The sequence below is a fragment of the Enterobacter sp. 168J2 genome, from assembly GCF_034107265.1.
GTDB lineage: Bacteria > Pseudomonadota > Gammaproteobacteria > Enterobacterales > Enterobacteriaceae > Enterobacter > Enterobacter nematophilus.
This window is the reverse complement of record NZ_JAWNEB010000012.1, coordinates 1-19,988: the sequence shown is the minus strand read 5'-3', so window position 1 is coordinate 19,988 and position 19,988 is coordinate 1. Positions and strand designations below refer to the sequence as shown.

Below are 19,988 nucleotides of genomic sequence, written 5' to 3'. Positions count from 1 at the left end.
TTTCTGTATTTAAAAAATGGAGGGAATTAGGAGTTTTTGTGAAGGTTGAGCTGTGAGATATTCAGATTGCAAAGAAAATAAGGAGAGAAATATGCACCTGAGCATAACAGATAATGTAACGCCCGCTGAAAAAGAAGAGTTATTTGTGGGGTTAAGAGCCTATAACGGGCAATTTTTGGATATGGCGACCTTTAGCGGCGATATTGGCGTTTACGTGCGTGACGATAATGGCGCAATGCTGGGCGGGTTAATCGGCGTGCGTAAAGGCGACTGGCTGAATATCGACTATCTCTGGGTGAGCGACACCGTGCGGGGAACCGGCGTGGGCAGCAAGCTTATCAAAACGGCAGAAGAGGAAGCCCGACGCAAAGGCTGCAAGCACGCGCTGGTCGATACCGCCAGCTTCCAGGCGCGCCCGTTCTATGAAAAACAGGGGTACCAGCTGCAGATGTCTTTGCAGGATTATCCTTATCCGGGTATGCAGAGACATTATCTGGCGAAAGCGCTTTAAGTCCGCTGCGGTGATTATGGATTCTGCTATTTATTGCGAGTCGCTTTCCTAATTTGAAGCATGCTGCTTGTCTTCTTTTCAGGCCCTGGCGCATGCTTTGGCCTGGTCAAATAAAGCATGGAGATGTCAATGGAACGGACAGCAAAACTCTTCAAAAAGGGGCGGAATCAGGCCGTGATGCTGCCTGATGATTTCGCGTTTGATACGGAGAGCGTCTACATCCGGCGGGATGAGGAGGGGAATGTCGTTTTAACTGCGAGATCGGAGAAAGAGCGTCATAGAGATAACTTTTTACGTTTACTGAAGCAGACCCATGTTCCAGATTCATTCCTGAGCAAAGAGGAACGTAATCAGAGCTATACAACAAGAGATCCATTTGAAGGGCTCTAGAATATGCTGCATATGCTGGATACAAACATGGTAAGCCATCTCGTTAGGCAGCATCCTGGGGTGTTGGAACAATATTCTCGCACCCCGACCGAAAAAATGTGTATTTCAAGCGTGACGGAGGCTGAATTGCTCTATGGGATAGCCAAAAAGCAAAACGACACTTTACAAAAAACCATACTGGAATTTCTTAAAACCATCACGATTTGCGACTGGGACAGTGACGCCGCTGCAACGTACGGTGAACTCCGTGCCGCAATGGAGAAAAAAGGCAAAGTGATGGGCGATCTCGACCAGCTGATCGCCGCGCATGCTATCAGCCGGGGGACAACGATTGTGACTAACGACCGTGCATTTAGAATGGTGCAGGAACTTGCCGTTGAGGACTGGACGACAACGTCGTGATCCCTGATGCCGGGTAAGCGCAGCGCCACCCGGCAATACCCGCATATAACTTATCCTTCTTATTGATTCTTTTTCGTTTTTTATTCGCCTCCTCGTTGTCGATATAGTCACTACAACATTCAGCAAAAGGAACTGTCTCGTGAAACGTCGATTGGGTGCTCTGGTACTCGCTGGCCTGCTGCTGGCAGGGTGCGATCAAAGTGGCAGCGATGCCAAACACATAAAAGTGGGCGTCATCAACGGCGCTGAACAGGACGTGGCGGAAGTCGCCAAAAAGGTGGCAAAAGAAAAATATGGCCTGGACGTGGAGCTGGTGGGGTTCAGCGGCTCTCTGTTGCCTAACGATGCTACCAATCAGGGTGAGCTGGATGCCAACGTCTTCCAGCACCGCCCGTTCCTTGCAGAAGATAACAAGGCGCATGGCTACAAGCTGGTCGCCGTGGCGAACACCTTTGTTTTCCCGATGGTCGGCTATTCCCGCAAAATCAAATCCGTGTCTGACCTGAAGGACGGGGCGACTATCGCCATTCCAAACGATCCGACCAACCTTGGCCGCGCGCTGCTGCTGCTGCAAAAAGAGAAGCTCATCACCCTGAAGCCGGACACCGGGCTGCTGCCGACGGCGCTGGATATTACCGCCAACCCTAAGCAGCTGAAAATCATGGAGCTGGAAGGGGCGCAGCTGCCGCGCGTGCTGGACGACCCGAAAGTGGATGTCGCCATCATCAGCACCACCTATATTCAGCAAACCGGGCTATCGCCAGTGCATGACAGCGTCTTTATTGAAGATAAAAACTCGCCGTACGTGAACATCGTGGTGACGCGCGAAGACAACAAAGACGCGGAGAACGTGAAGGCGTTTATCCAGTCCTATCAGTCACCGGAAGTGGCAAAAGCGGCGGAGACGATCTTTAACGGCGGGGCGGTACCGGGCTGGTAAAGGCATCGGCAGAAAACGCGGTGATGAAATTGGCCCGATTTCATCGGTAATCGCCCTTTAACCCACAGCGTTGCCCGCGGCGGCTGGCTATCCTCCTTATCACACCAACCGGAGGATAGCCCATGAACATTACCCACATTCGCAACGCCACCCAGCTGATTACCTACGCCGGAAAACGTCTTTTAATCGACCCGATGCTGGCCCCGAAAGGCGCTTATCCGGGCTTTCCCGGCACGGCGCATGCCGATATCCGCAACCCGACGGTCGAACTCCCCGTTGACGTCAACACGCTGCTGGACGCTGACGCGGTGATCGTCACCCATACCCATGACGATCACTGGGATCGCACCGCGGCGGAGCTGATCGCCAAAGACAAACCGATCTACGTGCAAAACGATCGTGACGCCGCGCTGCTGCGCGGCCAGGGATTTACCAACCTGACGATCGTGACCGAAGAGACCACCTTCGGCGAGATTCAGATTGCGAAAACCCACGGCGGCCAGCACGGTACCGACCGCGCTTACGCCGTGCCGGAGCTGGCGGAGCGGCTGGGCGAGGCCTGTGGCGTGGTGCTGCGTCATCCTGATGAGAAGACGCTCTATCTTGCCGGGGATACCATCTGGCGCGAAGAGGTGGCAGCCGATCTGCAAAAGCACCAGCCGGATGTGGTGGTGCTGAACGCCGGGTATGCCCACGTCATCGGCTTTGGGCCCATTATTATGGGGCAGGAGGATGTGCTCAACGTCCACTTCCTGCTGCCGCAGGCTAAAATCGTCGCGAGCCACATGGAGGCGATTAACCACTGCCTGTTGACCCGCAGCGCGCTGCGCGAGTACGTTGAGGCCAACCAGGTGAGCGATGCGGTGAGCATTCCCCAGGATGGTGAAACCGTTATATTCTGAGTGCGTTAACGGGAAAGGAGAGACAGATGTCGCTAATCAACGTCGCGATCGTCGCGGTAGACGGGTTCAGCCCGTTCCACTACTCCGTTCCCTGCATTCTGTTTGGTGATTCGGTCTCCGGCGAAAAGCGCTTTAACGTAACGATCTGCGCCGAAACGCCGGGGTTCCTCACCTCAAAAGACGGGTTCGCCCTCAACGCCACGCAGGACTACACCGCCATTGGTCAGGCCGATATAGTCGTCGTTCCCTACTGGCAGCACGTCCTTGAACGGCCGCCTCAGTCGCTGCTCGACAGCCTGATGCAGGCGAGAGACAACGGCGCGGAAATCGTCGGGCTGTGTCTGGGGTCGTTTGTGCTGGCCTATGCGGGGATCCTCGACGGTAAACGGGCCGCCACCCACTGGGAGTTTGAACATCAGTTCCAGTCGCTCTTTCCGAACGTCCGGCTGGATATCAATGCCCTCTACGTGGATGACGGCAATATCATCACCTCTGCCGGTACCGCGGCTGCGCTGGACTGCTGTCTGTACATCATTCGCCAGCGCTTTGGCAGCGTGGTCGCCAACCAGATTGCCCGTCGGATGATTGTGCCGCCGCACCGTGAGGGTGGGCAGGCGCAGTTCATCGCCCAGCCGGTTCCGAAAGATACCCGTGACGCACGTATTAACAGCCTGATCGACTACCTGCAGCAGCACATCACCGAACCCCATAGTCTGGACTCGCTGGCGGAGGTGGTTTCGATGAGCCGCCGCACGCTGACCCGCCATTTTATTAAAGCCACGGGGATGAGCGTCGCCGACTGGCTTACCGCCGAACGCCTGCGGCGCAGCCAGATATTACTTGAAGCCGGAAATATGCCCGTTGAGAGCGTGGCGGAGCTGGTAGGATTTAATTCCGCCGTCACCTGGCGACAGCAGTTTAAGGCGCGCTTTGGGGTGAGCCCTGCTGAATGGCGTAAAACGTTTCGCCTGCATATGTAATTTATTACGGCTAACTCTTGATTGAAGGGTAAGTTAAACATCTCTCATATTTTCTTAATCAAGCCCTCAAATTTCTGAAATAATATTCTTTTTAATGTGCCATAACGTAAATTACATATACTCGCATTAAGAATGCTCTTATATTGCGGCAATAATAATTGCGAAATAACCTTGTGGCATGGATGAATAGCTCAGAAATAAAAATTAGAATAATTTCGTTTGTAAATTATGCCGTTGCTATCTTATTGGTTGCGCTTTTTTCAGCGAGCGCTCACGCAGCGCCGCTATCGCCAGCCGATCGCGATGCTATTCAACAGCAACAGCAGCAGCTTTTACTTCAAAACCAGCAGCAGCGTGAAGAGCTTGAGCGGAGTATTCCCCTGCCCGAACCCGCCAGACCGCGGCCTGTTACCGGCTCCGGGCCTTGTTTCACCATTAACAACATTACGCTTTCCGGCGCGACCTTAATCTCCCCGAAAACCCAGCATAGCCTTGTTGCGCCGTGGCAAGGGCAGTGTCTGGATATGGCGAAAATAACGGAGCTTCTGGCCCATATTTCTGACTGGTATATCAGCCGGGGATATATCACCAGCCGCGCCTTTCTTACCGAGCAGGATCTCTCCGGCGGCCAGCTGAATATAGTTGTGCTGGAAGGCCGGCTGGAAGCGATTCGCCTGGAAGGTGAAACGCCGCGGATGCTGAAAATGGCGTTTCCGGGACGGGTGGGGCGCATCCTTAATTTACGCGACATCGAACAGGGCATGGAGCAAATAAACCGTTTGCGCGGCGAGCCGGTCCAGATTGAAATTCTGCCGGGAACCCAGGCCGGATATTCGATTGTTAATCTCACGGCAAAACCGGAATTTCCCTTAAGTGCATCCGTAAGCCTGGATAATAGCGGGCAGAAGAGCACCGGTGAAAACCAGCTTAATGGCGCTCTCACCGCCAATAATATGCTGGGGCTGGCGGATAAATGGTTTATCAGCGGCGGGCGCAGCAGCGATTTTGCCAGCGCGTACGATGCGCAGAATTTCCAGGCGGGCGTCAGCGTGCCGTTCGGCTATGGCCTGCTGGACTACAGCTACGCCTGGAGTAACTACCGAACCACCATCAATAACCAGGGGTTCAACTGGCTCTCCACGGGCGATACCAAAACCCACCGCGTCAACGCGTCGTGGGTGGTTTTCCGCAACGGGGATGTGAAAACCGGCATCGCGGCAGGCGTGGTTCAGCGTTCAAGCCGCAACTGGCTTAACGATGCGCCGCTTCAGAGCAGCACGCGCAATCTCTCCAGCCTGATCTTCGGGATTACCCACACGCAAAAAATGCTGGGCGGCGTAGCGACCTTCAACCCGACCTGGAGCCACGGCATGCCGTGGTTCAATGCCGAAACCGACGAAGATAAATCCGGCGATATGCCGCGGGCAGAGTTCCGCAAATGGAGCCTGAACGCCAGCTTCCAGCGTCCTGTCGCCCGTAACGCCTGGTGGCTGACCAGCGCCTACGGCCAGTGGTCGCCAGACCGGCTGTACGGCTCTGAGCGCCTGACGCTCGGCGGGGAAAGCTCCGTGCGCGGTTTTAAAGAGCAGTATCTGTCCGGGGATAACGGCGGCTACTGGCGTAACGAGCTGGGATATTCCCTCTTCACCCTCCCGGTGATTGGTGCGGTGAGCGCCACGGTCGCCGTTGACGGCGGCTGGCTGGAAAAAGACAGCCAGGACCGCTTTGCCTCCGGCACGTTATGGGGGGCCTCTGTGGGGCTGAGCAGCGCAGGGCGCTGGTACAGCAGCCAGGTTTCAGTCGGCACGCCGCTGCACTATCCCGACTGGCTCGGCCCGGATCATGTAAGCGTTAACTGGCGCATTGCCTTCATGCTTTAAGAGACTCTACGACTATGGATACCCGTCACCCACCCGTTCGTTTCTCGCAGCGTCTGATCAGCTGGATTGTCTGCGGCTTAATGGTCTGGCAGCCGATGGCACCTGCCGTCGCGGCGGCGCTCACGCCGACCGGGCAGACCACGGTGGACCAGGCGGGGAACGGGGTTCCGGTCATCAATATTGCCACGCCGAACGGGGCGGGCATTTCGCATAACCAGTTCCAGGATTACAACGTCGGCAAAGAGGGGCTTATCCTCAACAACGGCACCGACCGTTTAACCCAGACCCAGCTGGGCGGGCTTATCCAGAACAACCCCAACCTGCAGGCCGGGCGGGAAGCGAAAGGCATCATCAACGAAGTCACGGGAGCCAGCCGCTCCCAGCTTCAGGGCTATACGGAAGTCGCCGGCAAGGCGGCAAACGTCATGGTGGCCAACCCGTACGGTATCACCTGTAACGGATGCGGGTTTATCAACACCCCCAACGCCACGCTGACCACGGGTAAACCGCAGTTTGACGCTAACGGTAACCTGCTGGCGCTGGACGTGACGAAAGGGGCCATCACGGTTGAAGGCCAGGGGCTGGACGCCAGCAAGAGCGACGCGCTGTCGATTATTGCGCGCGCAACGGAAGTGAACGCCGCGATTCACGCGAACGACCTGAAGGTAACGGCAGGAGCGAACCGCGTTGGCGCAGATGGAAGCGTTAAGCCGATTGCCGGTGAGGGCGCTGCGCCCGTGGTGGCCGTGGATACCGGCGCGCTCGGCGGGATGTATGCCAACCGTATCCGCCTGGTCTCCAGCGAGAAGGGTGTTGGGGTAAACCTCGGCAACCTCACCGCGCGCCAGGGGGACATTCAGCTTGATGCGGGCGGGAAACTGACGGTCACGAACAGCGTGGCCAGCGGATCGATCGCCGCGAATGGCGCGGGGGTGACCCTCAACGGCAGCCATCAGGCCGGTGGCGCGCTGAACGTGACCAGCTCGCAGGATGTGGAACTCAATAACAGCACGCTCGCCAGCAGCGGCGACATGCGCCTTTCCGGTGAGGGGAAAGTGCAGATCGCGGGCGGCAGTGTGACCAGTAAAGGTGCGCTCAGCGTGGCGGCCGGAAAGGATATCGCGCTGACCAATACCCGCAGCGGAAGCGATACCCGCACCACGCTGACCGGCGGCGGCACGCTGTCAGCCACGGGCAGTGCGATCTCGGCAGGGGAGAACCTGACGCTGAGCGGCGGACAGCTGGTGCTTGACGGCCAGAGCCGGGCCGACGCCTCGGGCGATATCCGCCTGACGGGCAGCACCGTCAGTAACCAGGGTCAGGTGAATGCGGGGCGCGACGCTGCGCTCTCCGGCGACACGGTGTCAAGCGGCGGTCAGCTGGCGGCGAAAGGCCATCTGGATGTGAACGCCGGAGACCTGACGAACGGCGGCACGGTTCAGGGTAACGACGTTACTTTACGGGGGCAGACGGTCACCAATAGCGGTACTTTGCAGAGCGCGGGAACGCTGGCGTTAAACGCCGATACCCTGGAGCAGCAGGGCACGCTGAGCGCGAAAGGCGATGCGAAAGTCACGGCGCGGCAAACCCTGCGTAACGGCGGCAGCCTGCTGGCTGACGGCGCGATGAACGTGACCGCAGGCACCCTTGAACAGAATGGCACCCTGTCCGGCGCGACGGCGCTGACGGCGCAGGCCGATACCTTGACCAGCGGCCAGGCATCCCGCACCACCAGCCAGGGCAACGTCCAGCTTACCGCCAACCGTAGCGCCAGCCTGAACGGGCAGACGGACGCTGCGGGGGCATTAACCGTTTCCACCCGCGATCTGATCACCGATCGGGATGCCCGCCTGCAGAGCGGGCAGGCGCTCACCCTCCAGGCGCAGAATGCGACGCTGAACGGCACCCAGGCGGCGAAAGGGGCGCTGTCGGTGACGGCGGGCACGCTGGCGCATGCCGGGAAATCCACTGCTAACACCCTGAGTTTTAACGCGACCAACGACCTGACCAGCAGCGGGGAACTTTCCGCCGGTACGATCGGCCTCAGCGGAGAGAACATCTTCCAGTCCGGCGTCGCAAAAGCGGACCGCATGACCCTGACGGCTGCCGACCGCATCACCACCCGCGGTTCGCTGGTAGCCGATAGCCTGTCGCTGGACGGTGCGTCGGTAGAGAACGGCGGTTTGCTGCAGGGAACCACCCTGCTCAATCTGAAGACCGGATCGCTCGCGAACCTGACCGGAGGCTCGGTCTACAGCGCGCAGGATTTAACGCTGAACATACCCGTGCTGGCTAACAGCGGGCTTATCACCACCGACGGCACGCTGCGCGTCAAAGGCGATGCGCTGACAAACCAGGGTGAAATCAACGGCGTCAGTCTGAGCAGCGATTATCTCAACCTGAGCAACAGCGGACGCCTGCTGGCGGACGAGCGGATCGCGCTGAACGGCACCACGCTGGTTAACGCGGGCAATATTGCGGCCAGCGACCTGCACGTGACGGCGAACAGCCTGCAAAACCAGGGCACCGTTCAGGGGGAAGATACCCTGACGCTCGGCGTGGCAGACATCACTAACCGTGGCGCGCTGCGCAGCAGCGGAACGCTGACGCTTAACGGCGACACGCTTGCCAACAGCGGCGAGCTCAGCGCCACCGCGCTGCTGCTGAACCTGACCCGCCAGGCCAGGAACGATGCCGACGGGCGGGTGATTGCCCGGGACGGCCTGACCCTGACCGCTGCCAGCCTGACGAACGGCGGGCTGATGGCCGGTACCGACGCGCAGATCAACAGCGCGGCGGTCACCAACGGCGGCACGCTGCAGGGAACCCATTCCCTGACGGCGACGGGGGCGCAGCTCAGCAATCAGCAGGCGGGCATGCTGCTCTCCGGTGGCGCGCTCGAACTGCACCACACCACGTTAAACAACGCCGGGCTGTTGCAGGGCAAAACGCTAAACCTGGCCACCGGCGAGTGGACCAACACCGGTAACGCGCTAGGGGAAGCGGGCGTGACGGCGGCGGTAACCGGCGCGCTGACCAACAGCGGCAAGGTGCTCAGCCAGCAGGCGCTGGACGTGCAGGCCGGCAGCACCGATAACCGGGGCCAGCTGCTGGCGAAAGTGCTGACCCTGCGGGGCGATCTGCAGAACAGCGGCCTGCTTCAGGGCAGCAGCACGCTGGCCTGGTCCGGCGATACCTTCGCGAACCAGACTCAGGGGCAGGTGACGGGCGGCGAGACCCTGACCCTGAGCGGAAAAAACCTCAGCAATGCCGGCAGCCTGCAAGGGCGCAGCGCGACGCTTGGCGCAGAAAACCTGAGCAACCAGAGCAGCGTTCAGACGCTGGATGCCCTGACGCTTTCCACGACCGGCAGGCTGGACAACAAAGGGGCTCTGCTCAGCCAGAACCTGTTTACGCTGACGGCGGCGCAGCTGTTTAACGACGGCCAGCTGGCCGGGAAAGCGCTGGCGGTGAACGCCGCGCAGCTGACCAACACCGGCATTCTGCAGGGTAACGACGCGCTGGCGCTGACCACCCGCACGCTGAGCAACGGCGCCACCGGACAGCTGGTGAGCGGAAGCGACCTGGATTTAAACCTCGATACGCTTGATAACGCCGGTCTGCTGCTGGTGAACGGCGGGTTCACCCTTCGGGGAACTGACCTGACTAACCAGGGTGACATTCAGGCGCAGAGCCTGGATCTTGGCCTGAGCAACACCCTGACAAATACGGGGAACCTTGTTGCCACTGACGATGCCGCGCTTAACGCAACGACGCTGAACAACAGCGGCACGGCGGCGGGCAAAACGCTGACCGCAGGCGCAGCGGAGTTACGCAACAGCGGCCTGATGCAGGGCAGCAACGCCGTTAATGCCACCGCCGATCGCTTTATTAACGACCTGAACGGCAAATGGCTCTCCGGCGGCGGCTTCACGCTGAAGGGCGGGCAGGTGACGAACGCTGGTACGCTGCAGGGCGCGACGCTGGGCATGACGGGGAGCTTCCTCACCAACAGCGGCACGGTGAACGGGCTGACGGGACTCAGCGGCACCCTTAGCGGGGCGTTAACGAATACCGGGCTACTGCAGAGCGGCGGCGCAACGACTTTCACCGCGGACACCCTGGCGAACCCGGGGCGCATCATGGGCGGCACGCTGTCCCTCAATGCTCGCGACCTCAACAGCGGCGGGCTGATGCAGGGAACGAACGGCCTGGCGCTCACCGGCACCACGCTGACCACGGGCACGAATTCGCGCACGCTTTCCGGCGGCATGCTGACGCTGGATGCAGGTCAGCTGACCACCCAGGGCACGCTGCAGGGGAACGGCGCAGAGATCGGCGCTACCGACTGGTCGCACGGCGGGTCACTGCTCAGCCAGGGAACGCTGACGGCAAATGCAGGCGGCACGCTGACCTCAACCGGCTCGCTGATGAGCCAGGGCGGAGCGGATATCACCGCCCGGACGCTGGATAACCGCGGGCAGCTTCTCAGCGAGGATAACGTCACGCTCGGCGGCAGCACGCTCAAAAACAGCGGCACCGTGCAGGGGAACAGCCTCACACTGGGTCAGAGCAGCATCAACAACCAGGGCACCTTAACCGGTCTGCAGAGCCTGACCCTGCAGGGGCAACAGCGGCTGATGGCACGCATGGCGATGGCCGCACCGCAGCAGGAACTCATTAACGGCGCAGGCGGCAAGCTGCTCACCCAGGGCACCCTGACGATAGCGTCCGGTGCGGTAACCAACGCCGGTAGCTGGCAGGCACAAAACATTCTGCTTAACGCCCAGTCGCTTACCAACAGCGGCGCGGTGCAGAGCGCCGACGCGCTGCAGATGACGCTGGCCGACGCGCTCACCGGGACCGCAGGAAGCAAGATCACCGCGCTGGGCAGCGCGACGCTGCAGGCCGCCACGCTGGCGAACCAGGGGCAATGGGCGGCGAAAAACCTGACGCTGAAAAGCGGCACGCTCAGTAACAGCGGCGCCATCAGCGGCGTGAACGGTCTGACCCTCAGCCAGACCGGCGCGGTGAGCCAGCAGTCATCCGGCACTATGCTCTCCGGTGGGGCGCTGAACGTCACGGCGGCGTCCGTTACCAGCGACGGGAAGATTCAGGGGAGCACGCTCGATATCACCACCGGGGCGCTCACCAACGGCGGACGTCTGCAGGGCGATAACGGCGCGACGCTGGCCCTCAGCGGTACGCTGACCAACAACGGCGGGGGCGAAATCGTCAGCCGCGATGGCCTGACGCTGACCACGCCCACATTATTTAACTACGGCCTGATTCAGGGCGGCGGCGAGACGCGGGTGACCGCCTCCTCGCAGGCGCGTAATGACGGCAGGCTGCTTTCCGGCTCCCGCCTGACGCTCGGCACGCCGCAGTTCACCGGCACCGGCTGGCTGCAGGCCACCGACCTTATTCTCAATGCGGCGAACGCCACTAACGGCGGCACGTGGGTGGCCGATCGCGCCACTCTGACCGGCGCCACGTTTGCCAGCCAGGGCACCACCCAGGCGGGAGAGCTAACGGTCAACTACGGCCAGCTGAACAACAGCGGCACGCTGCTCGGCAACGCGCAGCTGAATATTAATGCCGACCAGGTGACCCAGAGCGCGGGCGGCAAGCTCCTGAGCGGCGGCAACCTGTGGCTGCAGAGCAAGGGGCTGGACGTTGTTGGTCAACTGGTGTCTCTCGGTGATTTAACGCTGCAGCTGACGAACGCGTTTACCAGCAAAACCGCCGTGGCGGCGGGCAGAACCCTGACCATTAATAGCGGTGGCGACATCGATAACCGCAGCGTGCTGCAGGGGCAGGCGGTCAACCTCAATGCGGGTGGGCAGCTCAGCAATAACGGACAAATCACCACCGGCGGTGGTGCCAGCACGCTCTCTGGCAGCAATGTGGCGCTAAACGCCGCGGGCTCGGTGCAGGGCGGGGGCGACATTACCGTAGCCAGCCGGGGCAATATTACCGTCGACGGCTTCACCGGCACGCGCGGCTCGCTGACCCTCAGCGCGCCGGGCTCCATCGTCAACACCGCGCTGCTGTACGCGGCGAATAACCTGGCGCTGTTTGCCGACAGCATCACCAACCAGCGCGGCGACATCATGGCGGGAAACAACCTGTGGATGCAGCGGGATGCGGCGGGGAATGCGAACAGCCAGGTGGTGAACACGTCGGGGAATATTGAGACGCAGAATGGTGATATTGGGATTAAGACCGCCAGTTTTTTAAATAGCAGAGATGGTTTAACTGCCTCGACGACGACAAAAAATGTGACTTCTACGGCGGAACCAACGATTGTCGTTAATATTGATGACATGCCTGAAGGTAGTGTGGGTGTGTATTACGAAACCTATGTTTTCCATGGCGGAGGCGGATGCGCTGATGGGGTCTGCATTAAATATTACAAATTCCATTATGCCCCATTTGAAGATTATATATCCCGAAAAGTTATTCTCTCCGAGTCTTTAACAAATGTGACAAGCCAGGGTGGAGCAGGACGAATTACCGCTGGGCGAGATATCAGTATAAATGCCGCTTCGCTAAACAATGAAGCCAGCGATATTCTTGCTAACCGGGATATCAATCTATGGGGAGGACTTTTAAATAATCAATCCTGGCAGACAGGAACAGCGACAGAATATTTAACATATACCTATGGTGGAGAGGTAGCGAAAGCACCAGTTAGTTATATGGTTAATCCCACTGACAGTTCCGGTTTTGAAATTAGAACAACGAGACCTGGCAGTAAGAATATTATCTTTACTTTGACGGGCCATAATACTGAATCTCAGGCAGGTGCGATCTACCGCGCCGTCATCCAGGCAGGCGGCAACGTCACCGCAAACTTCACCAGCAATATCAGCAACACCAATACCACCGCCAACGCGGGCGGCGTTAGCACCGTTATCTCCACGCCGTCCCTGAACAGCCTCAGCAACCAGACCATCGGCAGCGGGGTGCAAAAACAGGGGCTGAGCAATACCGGCACCGTGGCGGTGAACTCGCCGCAGTGGAACGATCGGCTACAGGGTGCGCTGCAGCAGCTTAACGGCGGCGGGGCGCTGGAAAACAGCGGCGCGTCTGGCACCTCTCTCAGCAACATTGCCACTACGCAGAAAGGCAACGCCAGCCTCGGCCAACTGGGCGCACTGGCTAACGCCGGGGCCACCACCGCCGATCTCAATACCGCTCAGGGCGGTGCCGTTGGGCATTATCAGGGCCAGCGCGTCGATACCAGCGCTTACCCGCTGCCGTCGGGCAACAGCGGCTATTTTGTCTTCAACGACAATCCGAAAAGCCCGTACCTGATCAACATCAACCCGAAACTGAACGATCTCGGGCAGCTCGATCCCGCCCTGTTTGCCGACCTGAACGCCATGCTCGGGGTCAAGCCGTCGTCCACTGCGCCGCAGGAGACGCGGCTGGCGTTTACCGACGAGAAGCAGTTCCTCGGCTCGTCTTATATGCTGGGCCGCCTCAACCTGAACCCGGACTACGATTACCGCTTCCTCGGCGATGCGGCGTTCGATACCCGCTATGTATCCAACGTGGTGCTCAACCAGACCGGCAACCGCTACCTGAACGGCATCGGCTCCGATCTGGATCAGATGCGCTATCTGATGGATAACGCCGCGGCGGCGGCGCAGTCGCTGGGCCTGCAGTTTGGCGTTTCGCTGACTGCGGATCAGATTGCCGCGCTCGACCACAGCCTTCTGTGGTGGGAGAAAGCCACCGTCAACGGCGAAACGGTGATGGTGCCGAAACTCTACCTGTCGCCGAAGGACGTCACCGTTAATAACGGCAGCGTGATCGCGGGCAATAACGTCACCCTGAAGGGCGGCAGCATCACCAACAGCGGCAGCTCGCTGCTGGCGAAAAACAGCCTGACGCTCGACAGCCAGAACAGCATCAGCAACCTCAACAGCGGCCTGATGAAAGCGGGCGGCGACCTGAACCTGAGCGCCATCGGCGATATCAATAACATCAGCTCCACCATCAGCGGTAAAACGGTCGCGCTGGAGAGCCTGGACGGCAGCATCAACAACCTGACCCAGGTTGAGCAGATTGATATTAACGCCGGAGGGAAATACGGCAACATCAGCCTGAAAGACACGCTTCTGGGCAACACGGCGTCCATTACCGCGCAGGATGGCCTGTCGCTTGAGGCGGGGAAAAACATCACCGTGACCGGGGCGAACCTGGCCTCCGGCGGCGACATGCTGCTGAACGCGTGGGGCGATATTGCCGTCAACGCGAACCAGATCAACGACGCGTACAGCTCCAGCCGGGAGAAAACCGGCCGCTCGTCCGTCACGTATCAGGGCAGCAACGTCACCGCGGGCGGCAACATGCTATTGAATGCCGGGCACAACCTTGACGTGACCGCCAGCGACCTGAAGGCGGGCGGCAGCGCGGGACTGAGCGCGGGCAACGACCTCAACCTGAACGCGGCACAGACCAGCGAAAGCAGCCGGAAAGGGAAAAGCGAATCCCACAGTACCGGGATCGACCGCACTACGATTTCCGCAGGCGATAACCTGGTGCTGAAGGCCGGGCAGGATATCAACGCGCAGGCCGCCGCGCTGGCGGCGGAGAAAAACGTCGGGCTGCAGGCGGGGCGCGACGTGAATCTGGCTGCGGAAGAGACCACGCAGGGCGACAGCTACAGGTCAGGCAAGAAAACCGTTATTAACGAGTCGGTGCGTCAGCAGGGAACTGACATCACGGCGGGTGGGAATGCGACGGTTGTCGCCGGACGGGATGTGACCGCGCAGGCAGCGGATGTCTATGCCGCAGGCAATACGGCTGTGGCCGCCGGGCGGGATATCACCCTTACCACGGCGACCGAAAGTGACTATGCATACCGGGAAGAGAAAAAGACGTCCGGCGGGTTCCTGCGTAAAAAAACGACTCACACCATCCATGAAGAAACGCACACACGTGAGAAAGGTACGCAGCTTTCCGGCGATAACGTTGCTCTCCAGGCAGGTAACAACCTGACGGTGCAGGGCTCGTCGGTTGCTGCGGAGCGCGATGTGGCACTGAAGGCTGGAAATGATCTGACCGTGGAGGCAGCAACCAACACCGACACGTTCTACGACATGAAGAAGACGAAGAAATCCGGCGTGTTCTCTAGCGGATCGGGATTGGGTATCACCATCGGGTCGCAGTCTTCGAAATCCACCCGACAGGGTGCAGAGACGACGCAGAGCGATGCCCGCAGTATGGTGGGGACCTCTGGCGGTAATGTCATCATCAGCGCCGGAAATAACGTCCAACTGAGTGCAACAGATGTGGTTGCCGGAAGAGCGAAGGATGATGCCTCCCGCAAAACCGGGCATATCGATATTACCGGAGACAGCATTGCCATCGTTCCTGGCCGGGATACGACCACTCAGTCTATGAAGCAGGAGACCAAATCGTCTGGCGTAACGGTCAGTGTGAAAGCGCCATTCGAAGACACGGTGCGTAACGTGCGTGATATCGTGCGCGGTAAGGGTAACAGCGGCAACAGCACCGTCGATAAGGTGAAGGCACTGGGAGCTGAAGGCGGTGCGCTCGGGCTTGACGGACCAGGACAGATGATGGCCGTTGCCGCCGGCACCACCCGGTCTTCCTCTGAGTCGTACTACGAGGGCGAGTTTAACAGCGGCAGCCATCTTGCCGCCGCAGGCAATATCCAGATGACTGCCACCGGTAAACGGGGAGGCAGCAACAGCGGCAACATCGTGATTGCCGGAAGCCAGGCTAAGGCTGGTGAAACGGTGATCCTTGATGCGAAACGCGACGTTGATATCACCACCTCCACAGACAGCGAGAAATACAGCAGCAGCGCTAAAAATAGCGGCTGGAATCTTTCGAGCGACCTGAGTGCCGGAAGTGCTGTTCGCGCCATCTCGGGTGGGGGTTCCCACGGCAATCAACTCCTGCCGGGCGGGATGAACAAGGCGGAGAGCAACAGTAGCGGTACCCGAACCACACAAAACGCGTCGGTCATTCAGGGCTCAGATATTTACGTTAACAGTCGTGACGGCAGCGTGAATATCAGCGGCAGCCTGATGACCGCCACGGACGATCTTCTGCTGTCAGCCACAAATGGAGATATCTCCGTTTCTGCCGGACGCGACACATCACGTAATGAGAGCAGCGGCAGCAGCAAATCGCTGGGAACGCTGGGGGGCGATGGTTACAGCGCCACGGCAGGCTATCGCCATGAAAAAAACAGCAGTCGGGAAGAGAGCAGCCTCGAAAACGGATTGCGCAGCCAGCTAAGCAGCAAAAACGGTAACGTTGTCGCGCAGGCTGGTAACGATCTTTCCCTGTCAGGTACGGATATCCGTGCTGGTAAATCGGTCTCACTCAGTGGCGAAAATGTACTCATGGGGGTGAGCCGGGATACCCGTGACGGTGAAAACCACAGCAGCAGCGCCCAGTATGGTGTGACGGCATCGGCGGGCGGTTGGGCGGTTGATGCCGCAAAAGCCGCGGAGACGGCTGCCCGCAGCGCAGAGAACGGCGATGACCCACGACTGACCGCCATCAGAACAGGCCAGTCGGCGGCAACCGCGGCACAGGGCGCGATGTCGGACTCGTCGCTCATCAAGGCTAAAGTGTCTTTAACGGCGGGAACGTCATCTCAGGACAGTCGTTACCACAGTACGGACACGCAGGGCACCACCATTACTGCCGGTGAGAATGTTTCTGTCCGCGCCAGCAATGACATTGCCGGCGTGGGGGTACAAATCGCGGGTAAACACGTGGCGCTGGATGCGGGGCGGGATATTCTGCTGGCCGCCTCCCAGAACACTACCACCTCTGAGAGCAAAAACAGCGGTAGCCAGTTCAGCGTGGGGGCTGGTGTGAGCCTGATTGGTGCGCAAAACGGTATCTCGGTGGAGCTGGGAGCGTCGCAGCATAAGGGTAAGGAAAACAGCCAGTCGCAGCGCAATACCAACAGCGTTGTCCATGCTGATGAACAGCTCACGGTGAACAGCGGACGCGACACAACCCTGAAAGGCGCGGAGCTGGAAGGTAACCGCGTGGTGGTGAACACTGGACGCGATCTCACCATCAGCAGCGTGCAGGATACGGCCAGTTATGACAGCAAGCAGTCTTCGTCAGGCGCGTCCCTCAGTCTGTGCATACCGCCACTGTGTTATGGTGCCTCTTCCGGTAGCGTCAGTGCATCGGGTGAGAATATCACCCAGAATGGTAAGAGCGTTGCTGAACAGAGCGGGATATTCGCAGGCAAGGGCGGCTTTGCTGTCACTACCGGAAATCATACCCAGCTTGACGGCGCGGTGATTGCATCCACAGCGTCTGCAGATAAAAATAGCCTCGACACGGGTACGCTGGGTTTCAGTAATCTCCACAACGAGAGCCAGACCCGCGGAAACGGCTACACGGTGGCGCTTTCCGGCAGCGCGGGTGGCAGCGGAAACGGTGAAAACCGCAACCTGGCACCGGCAATCGGTACGGGCCAGGCAGAAGAGAGCCATACCGGGACGACCTCATCAGCGGTGAGTGGCGGTAGCATTGTCATTCGCAACCCGGCGGAACAAAAACAGGATATTGCTGACCTGAGCCGTGATACGGCTGATGCCCACCACGGCGTGGACGTTAACGGTGATGTGCAAAAGGTCAGGGATAACCTGGCGGTCCAGAGCGAAGGCGCGGCGCTGGCCACCTCTGCGCTGGATGCTTACGGCAAGTATGCGGAGCAGAAAGCGCGGGAGTCCAATGCGGCGCTGGGCGCGAAGCTGGCGTCAGAAGGAAAACTACAGGGCGATACCCCGCAGGAGCAGGAAGCATTCCTGAAAACGCAGCCCGGATATCAGAATACCGAATACGGTCCGGGTAGTGCCTTCTGGACGAAGGGCAGCGCAGCGGCAGGATTACTGGCAGGTGCGCTTGGCGGTAACCTGAAGGCAGGCGCGGCAGCGGGTGTTGCCCCTCTTCTGGCGTCCCTGGTCAAAGAGCAGAAAGACCCGACAGCCCGTGCCGCGCTGCACGGTATTGTGGCTGCGGCGCTGACGCAGCTGAGTGGCGGGAGCAGTGCGGATGGCCTGAAGGCCGGTGCCATAGGGGCCATTACGGCCTCGGCGATGACCGACCATCTGGTCAGTGCGCTGTATGGAGATAAAAAATCCAGTGACCTGACAGCGGATGAGAAACGGCTGGTCAGTAGCCTCGTGAGTATCGCGGGAGGTCTGGCGGGCGCTGCGGTGACGGATGGCAGTGTCTCCATGGCGGCGATGGCGTCGGAAACGGCGAAGGTGGAGGTTGAGAATAATTCGCTTAGTCTGCCGAAAGGGATGACGGAAACCGGACAAGCTACCACATCCTGGGTGAAGTATGCGCAGGAAAACAATCTCTCGCCAGCACAGGTACAGGCTGGACTGACAGATATTGTGCGTGGCGATTTGCCGGAAAGTGCAGATATTATCAAAGCAATTCTTAGCAATAATCCTAGCTCAGATACTGTTATGGCGTTGCTGACGGCAGAAGAGGCGAAGGACTATGCGCTGGCTCTGTTGACGTCGATCCCGGCGGAAAAGGCATTATTACTGGCAGGTAAAGCCGCGAAGATTATTGATAACAAAATCCTGATTAGTGCGGCGGAGAAAATATCGACGGCGAAACCGGGTCAGCAATTTACAGCACCGAGGGATCTGAATGAACAACTTCTTTGGAACCAGACTATGGAAAATCCAGCGGCTGGTCAGCCTCTTAGAGGTATGAATAATGACCCTAGGTTCCCTGCTTCTGCTGGATTCCAGAAAATGCAAGTGACGCAAAAAAATTCAAATGGACAAAGCATCACTATTCATTACCAATATAATAGAAATACAGGTAAGGCTTATGATGTGAAAATTACGACACCGCAAAGAACTAACTTAAATCCAGCAGAAGTGGTCAATTCAATAAAGGATAAGATGAAATGAAAGTAATAGATCGCTATGAAGTTATTGATGTTTTTGCAATCTATTGGATGAATGATAAGACATACTTCTACGGACTGTCTAAAAGTTATGATGGTCTTTTAGCTTATGATTCTTCAGAAGTGAAAATTGTTGACCCAATATTATCAGGTGAATTTATTTACTTGAACGACGGTGTGTTTTATAAGCCATTAATAGATGAGAATTTGCTAGATGATTTGGTTGAAGGATTACCAGATGCATATGGGCGCTTTCTTGAGATCCTGAAAGCAGAAGGTTTAGTAGGAACAGATTTTTATTAACTGTCATAAATCCCAACCACCGAGTCGGGATCATACTTTATCGATCAGGAAAAATGACCCATTCCGACTCAGGAACCGGTACATCACCACAGTCGGAAAATGATCTAAGTAGCAAAATGAAAAACCTAGATAAACTTAATCAAAAGCAGGAAAATGTGATTAAGAGGAAGATTATACTATATAAATGCTCTGAAAGGTCATTATATTGATGCTGAAGGTCGAACAGGTTCTGCTGAAGCTACATTTGCTTGGACGAAAAATGACAGAAACATTTATCAGCAATGCAAAGCAGGTAAATGCTGTAGTTCTGGTGATGAAAATAGTCATTTAATTTCCAGTGTTTTTAATGGTCCTGGCGAGAAACTGAATCCCGTTCCAGAATAAAGGGGCATGGAAACAGATGAAAAATACTTGGGCCAGTGCACTAAAAAATGATAAGCAGGTTAATGTGAGAAATTAACCCTCTTATACTGGTAGTAATAAAAGACCAGATAGCTTTTTACAGTTGATCTTGAAAAAATGAAGATTAATTTTGACTATCGTTATGACTAAAAATAATCCCCAGCCAGAACAATCTGGCCGGGATCGCTTTATCAGGCCTTACCTATAATATCTCTTCCCGTGCTCTATCACCGGCAGATAGTCTGTGTCGTTGATTCCCCGGAACACCTTGAGCCATTGGTTCTTTTCTTGTTATTGAGCCGAGTGATGTTTAAGCCCCCCGACGC

General features: G+C 57.9%; 10 protein-coding genes. All 10 read left to right on the top strand.

Annotated elements, in window-relative coordinates; all coding sequences use genetic code 11:
- The first annotated feature begins 91 nt into the window (after positions 1-91).
- The 10 genes from USG84_RS20870 to USG84_RS20825 all read left to right on the top strand — a co-directional run bounded on the left by USG84_RS20870 (position 92) and on the right by USG84_RS20825 (position 19,644).
- Positions 92-511 carry a GNAT family N-acetyltransferase gene (locus tag USG84_RS20870; RefSeq protein WP_151412307.1) on the top strand — a complete coding sequence of 140 codons (420 nt, stop codon included), beginning with the start codon at positions 92-94 and terminating at the stop codon, positions 509-511.
- Between the two features lie 129 nt (positions 512-640).
- A complete protein-coding gene (locus USG84_RS20865; protein ID WP_061096672.1) occupies positions 641-901 on the top strand; it encodes an antitoxin in 261 nt (86 codons plus the stop codon).
- Positions 902-904: 3 nt separating this feature from the next.
- Complete coding sequence (locus USG84_RS20860) at positions 905-1,303, top strand: type II toxin-antitoxin system VapC family toxin (RefSeq protein ID WP_253540185.1); 399 nt, start codon at positions 905-907, stop codon at positions 1,301-1,303.
- 139 nt (positions 1,304-1,442) lie between these two features.
- Positions 1,443-2,243, top strand: a complete 801-nt coding sequence (gene nlpA / locus USG84_RS20855; RefSeq protein WP_151412308.1) for a lipoprotein NlpA — start codon at positions 1,443-1,445, stop codon at positions 2,241-2,243.
- 122 nt (positions 2,244-2,365) lie between these two features.
- Entirely contained in the window at positions 2,366-3,145 is a 780-nt protein-coding gene (locus USG84_RS20850; protein WP_151412309.1) for an MBL fold metallo-hydrolase, read from the top strand.
- A 26-nt stretch (positions 3,146-3,171) separates the two neighbouring features.
- Positions 3,172-4,125 carry a GlxA family transcriptional regulator gene (locus tag USG84_RS20845; RefSeq protein ID WP_151412310.1) on the top strand — a complete coding sequence of 318 codons (954 nt, stop codon included), beginning with the start codon at positions 3,172-3,174 and terminating at the stop codon, positions 4,123-4,125.
- A 182-nt stretch (positions 4,126-4,307) separates the two neighbouring features.
- Complete coding sequence (locus USG84_RS20840) at positions 4,308-6,005, top strand: ShlB/FhaC/HecB family hemolysin secretion/activation protein (protein ID WP_320738441.1); 1,698 nt, start codon at positions 4,308-4,310, stop codon at positions 6,003-6,005.
- Positions 6,006-6,019: 14 nt separating this feature from the next.
- Entirely contained in the window at positions 6,020-18,961 is a 12,942-nt protein-coding gene (locus USG84_RS20835) for a hemagglutinin repeat-containing protein (RefSeq protein ID WP_320738440.1), read from the top strand.
- The gene (locus USG84_RS20830) at positions 18,958-19,260 is read left to right on the top strand and encodes a hypothetical protein (protein WP_151412314.1); all 303 of its coding nucleotides are present in this window, start codon (positions 18,958-18,960) and stop codon (positions 19,258-19,260) included. Before USG84_RS20835 ends, USG84_RS20830 begins: the two co-directional genes overlap by 4 nt.
- A gap of 180 nt (positions 19,261-19,440) precedes the next feature.
- Entirely contained in the window at positions 19,441-19,644 is a 204-nt protein-coding gene (locus tag USG84_RS20825) for a DNA/RNA non-specific endonuclease (RefSeq protein ID WP_320738452.1), read from the top strand.
- Positions 19,645-19,988 lie beyond the last annotated feature (344 nt).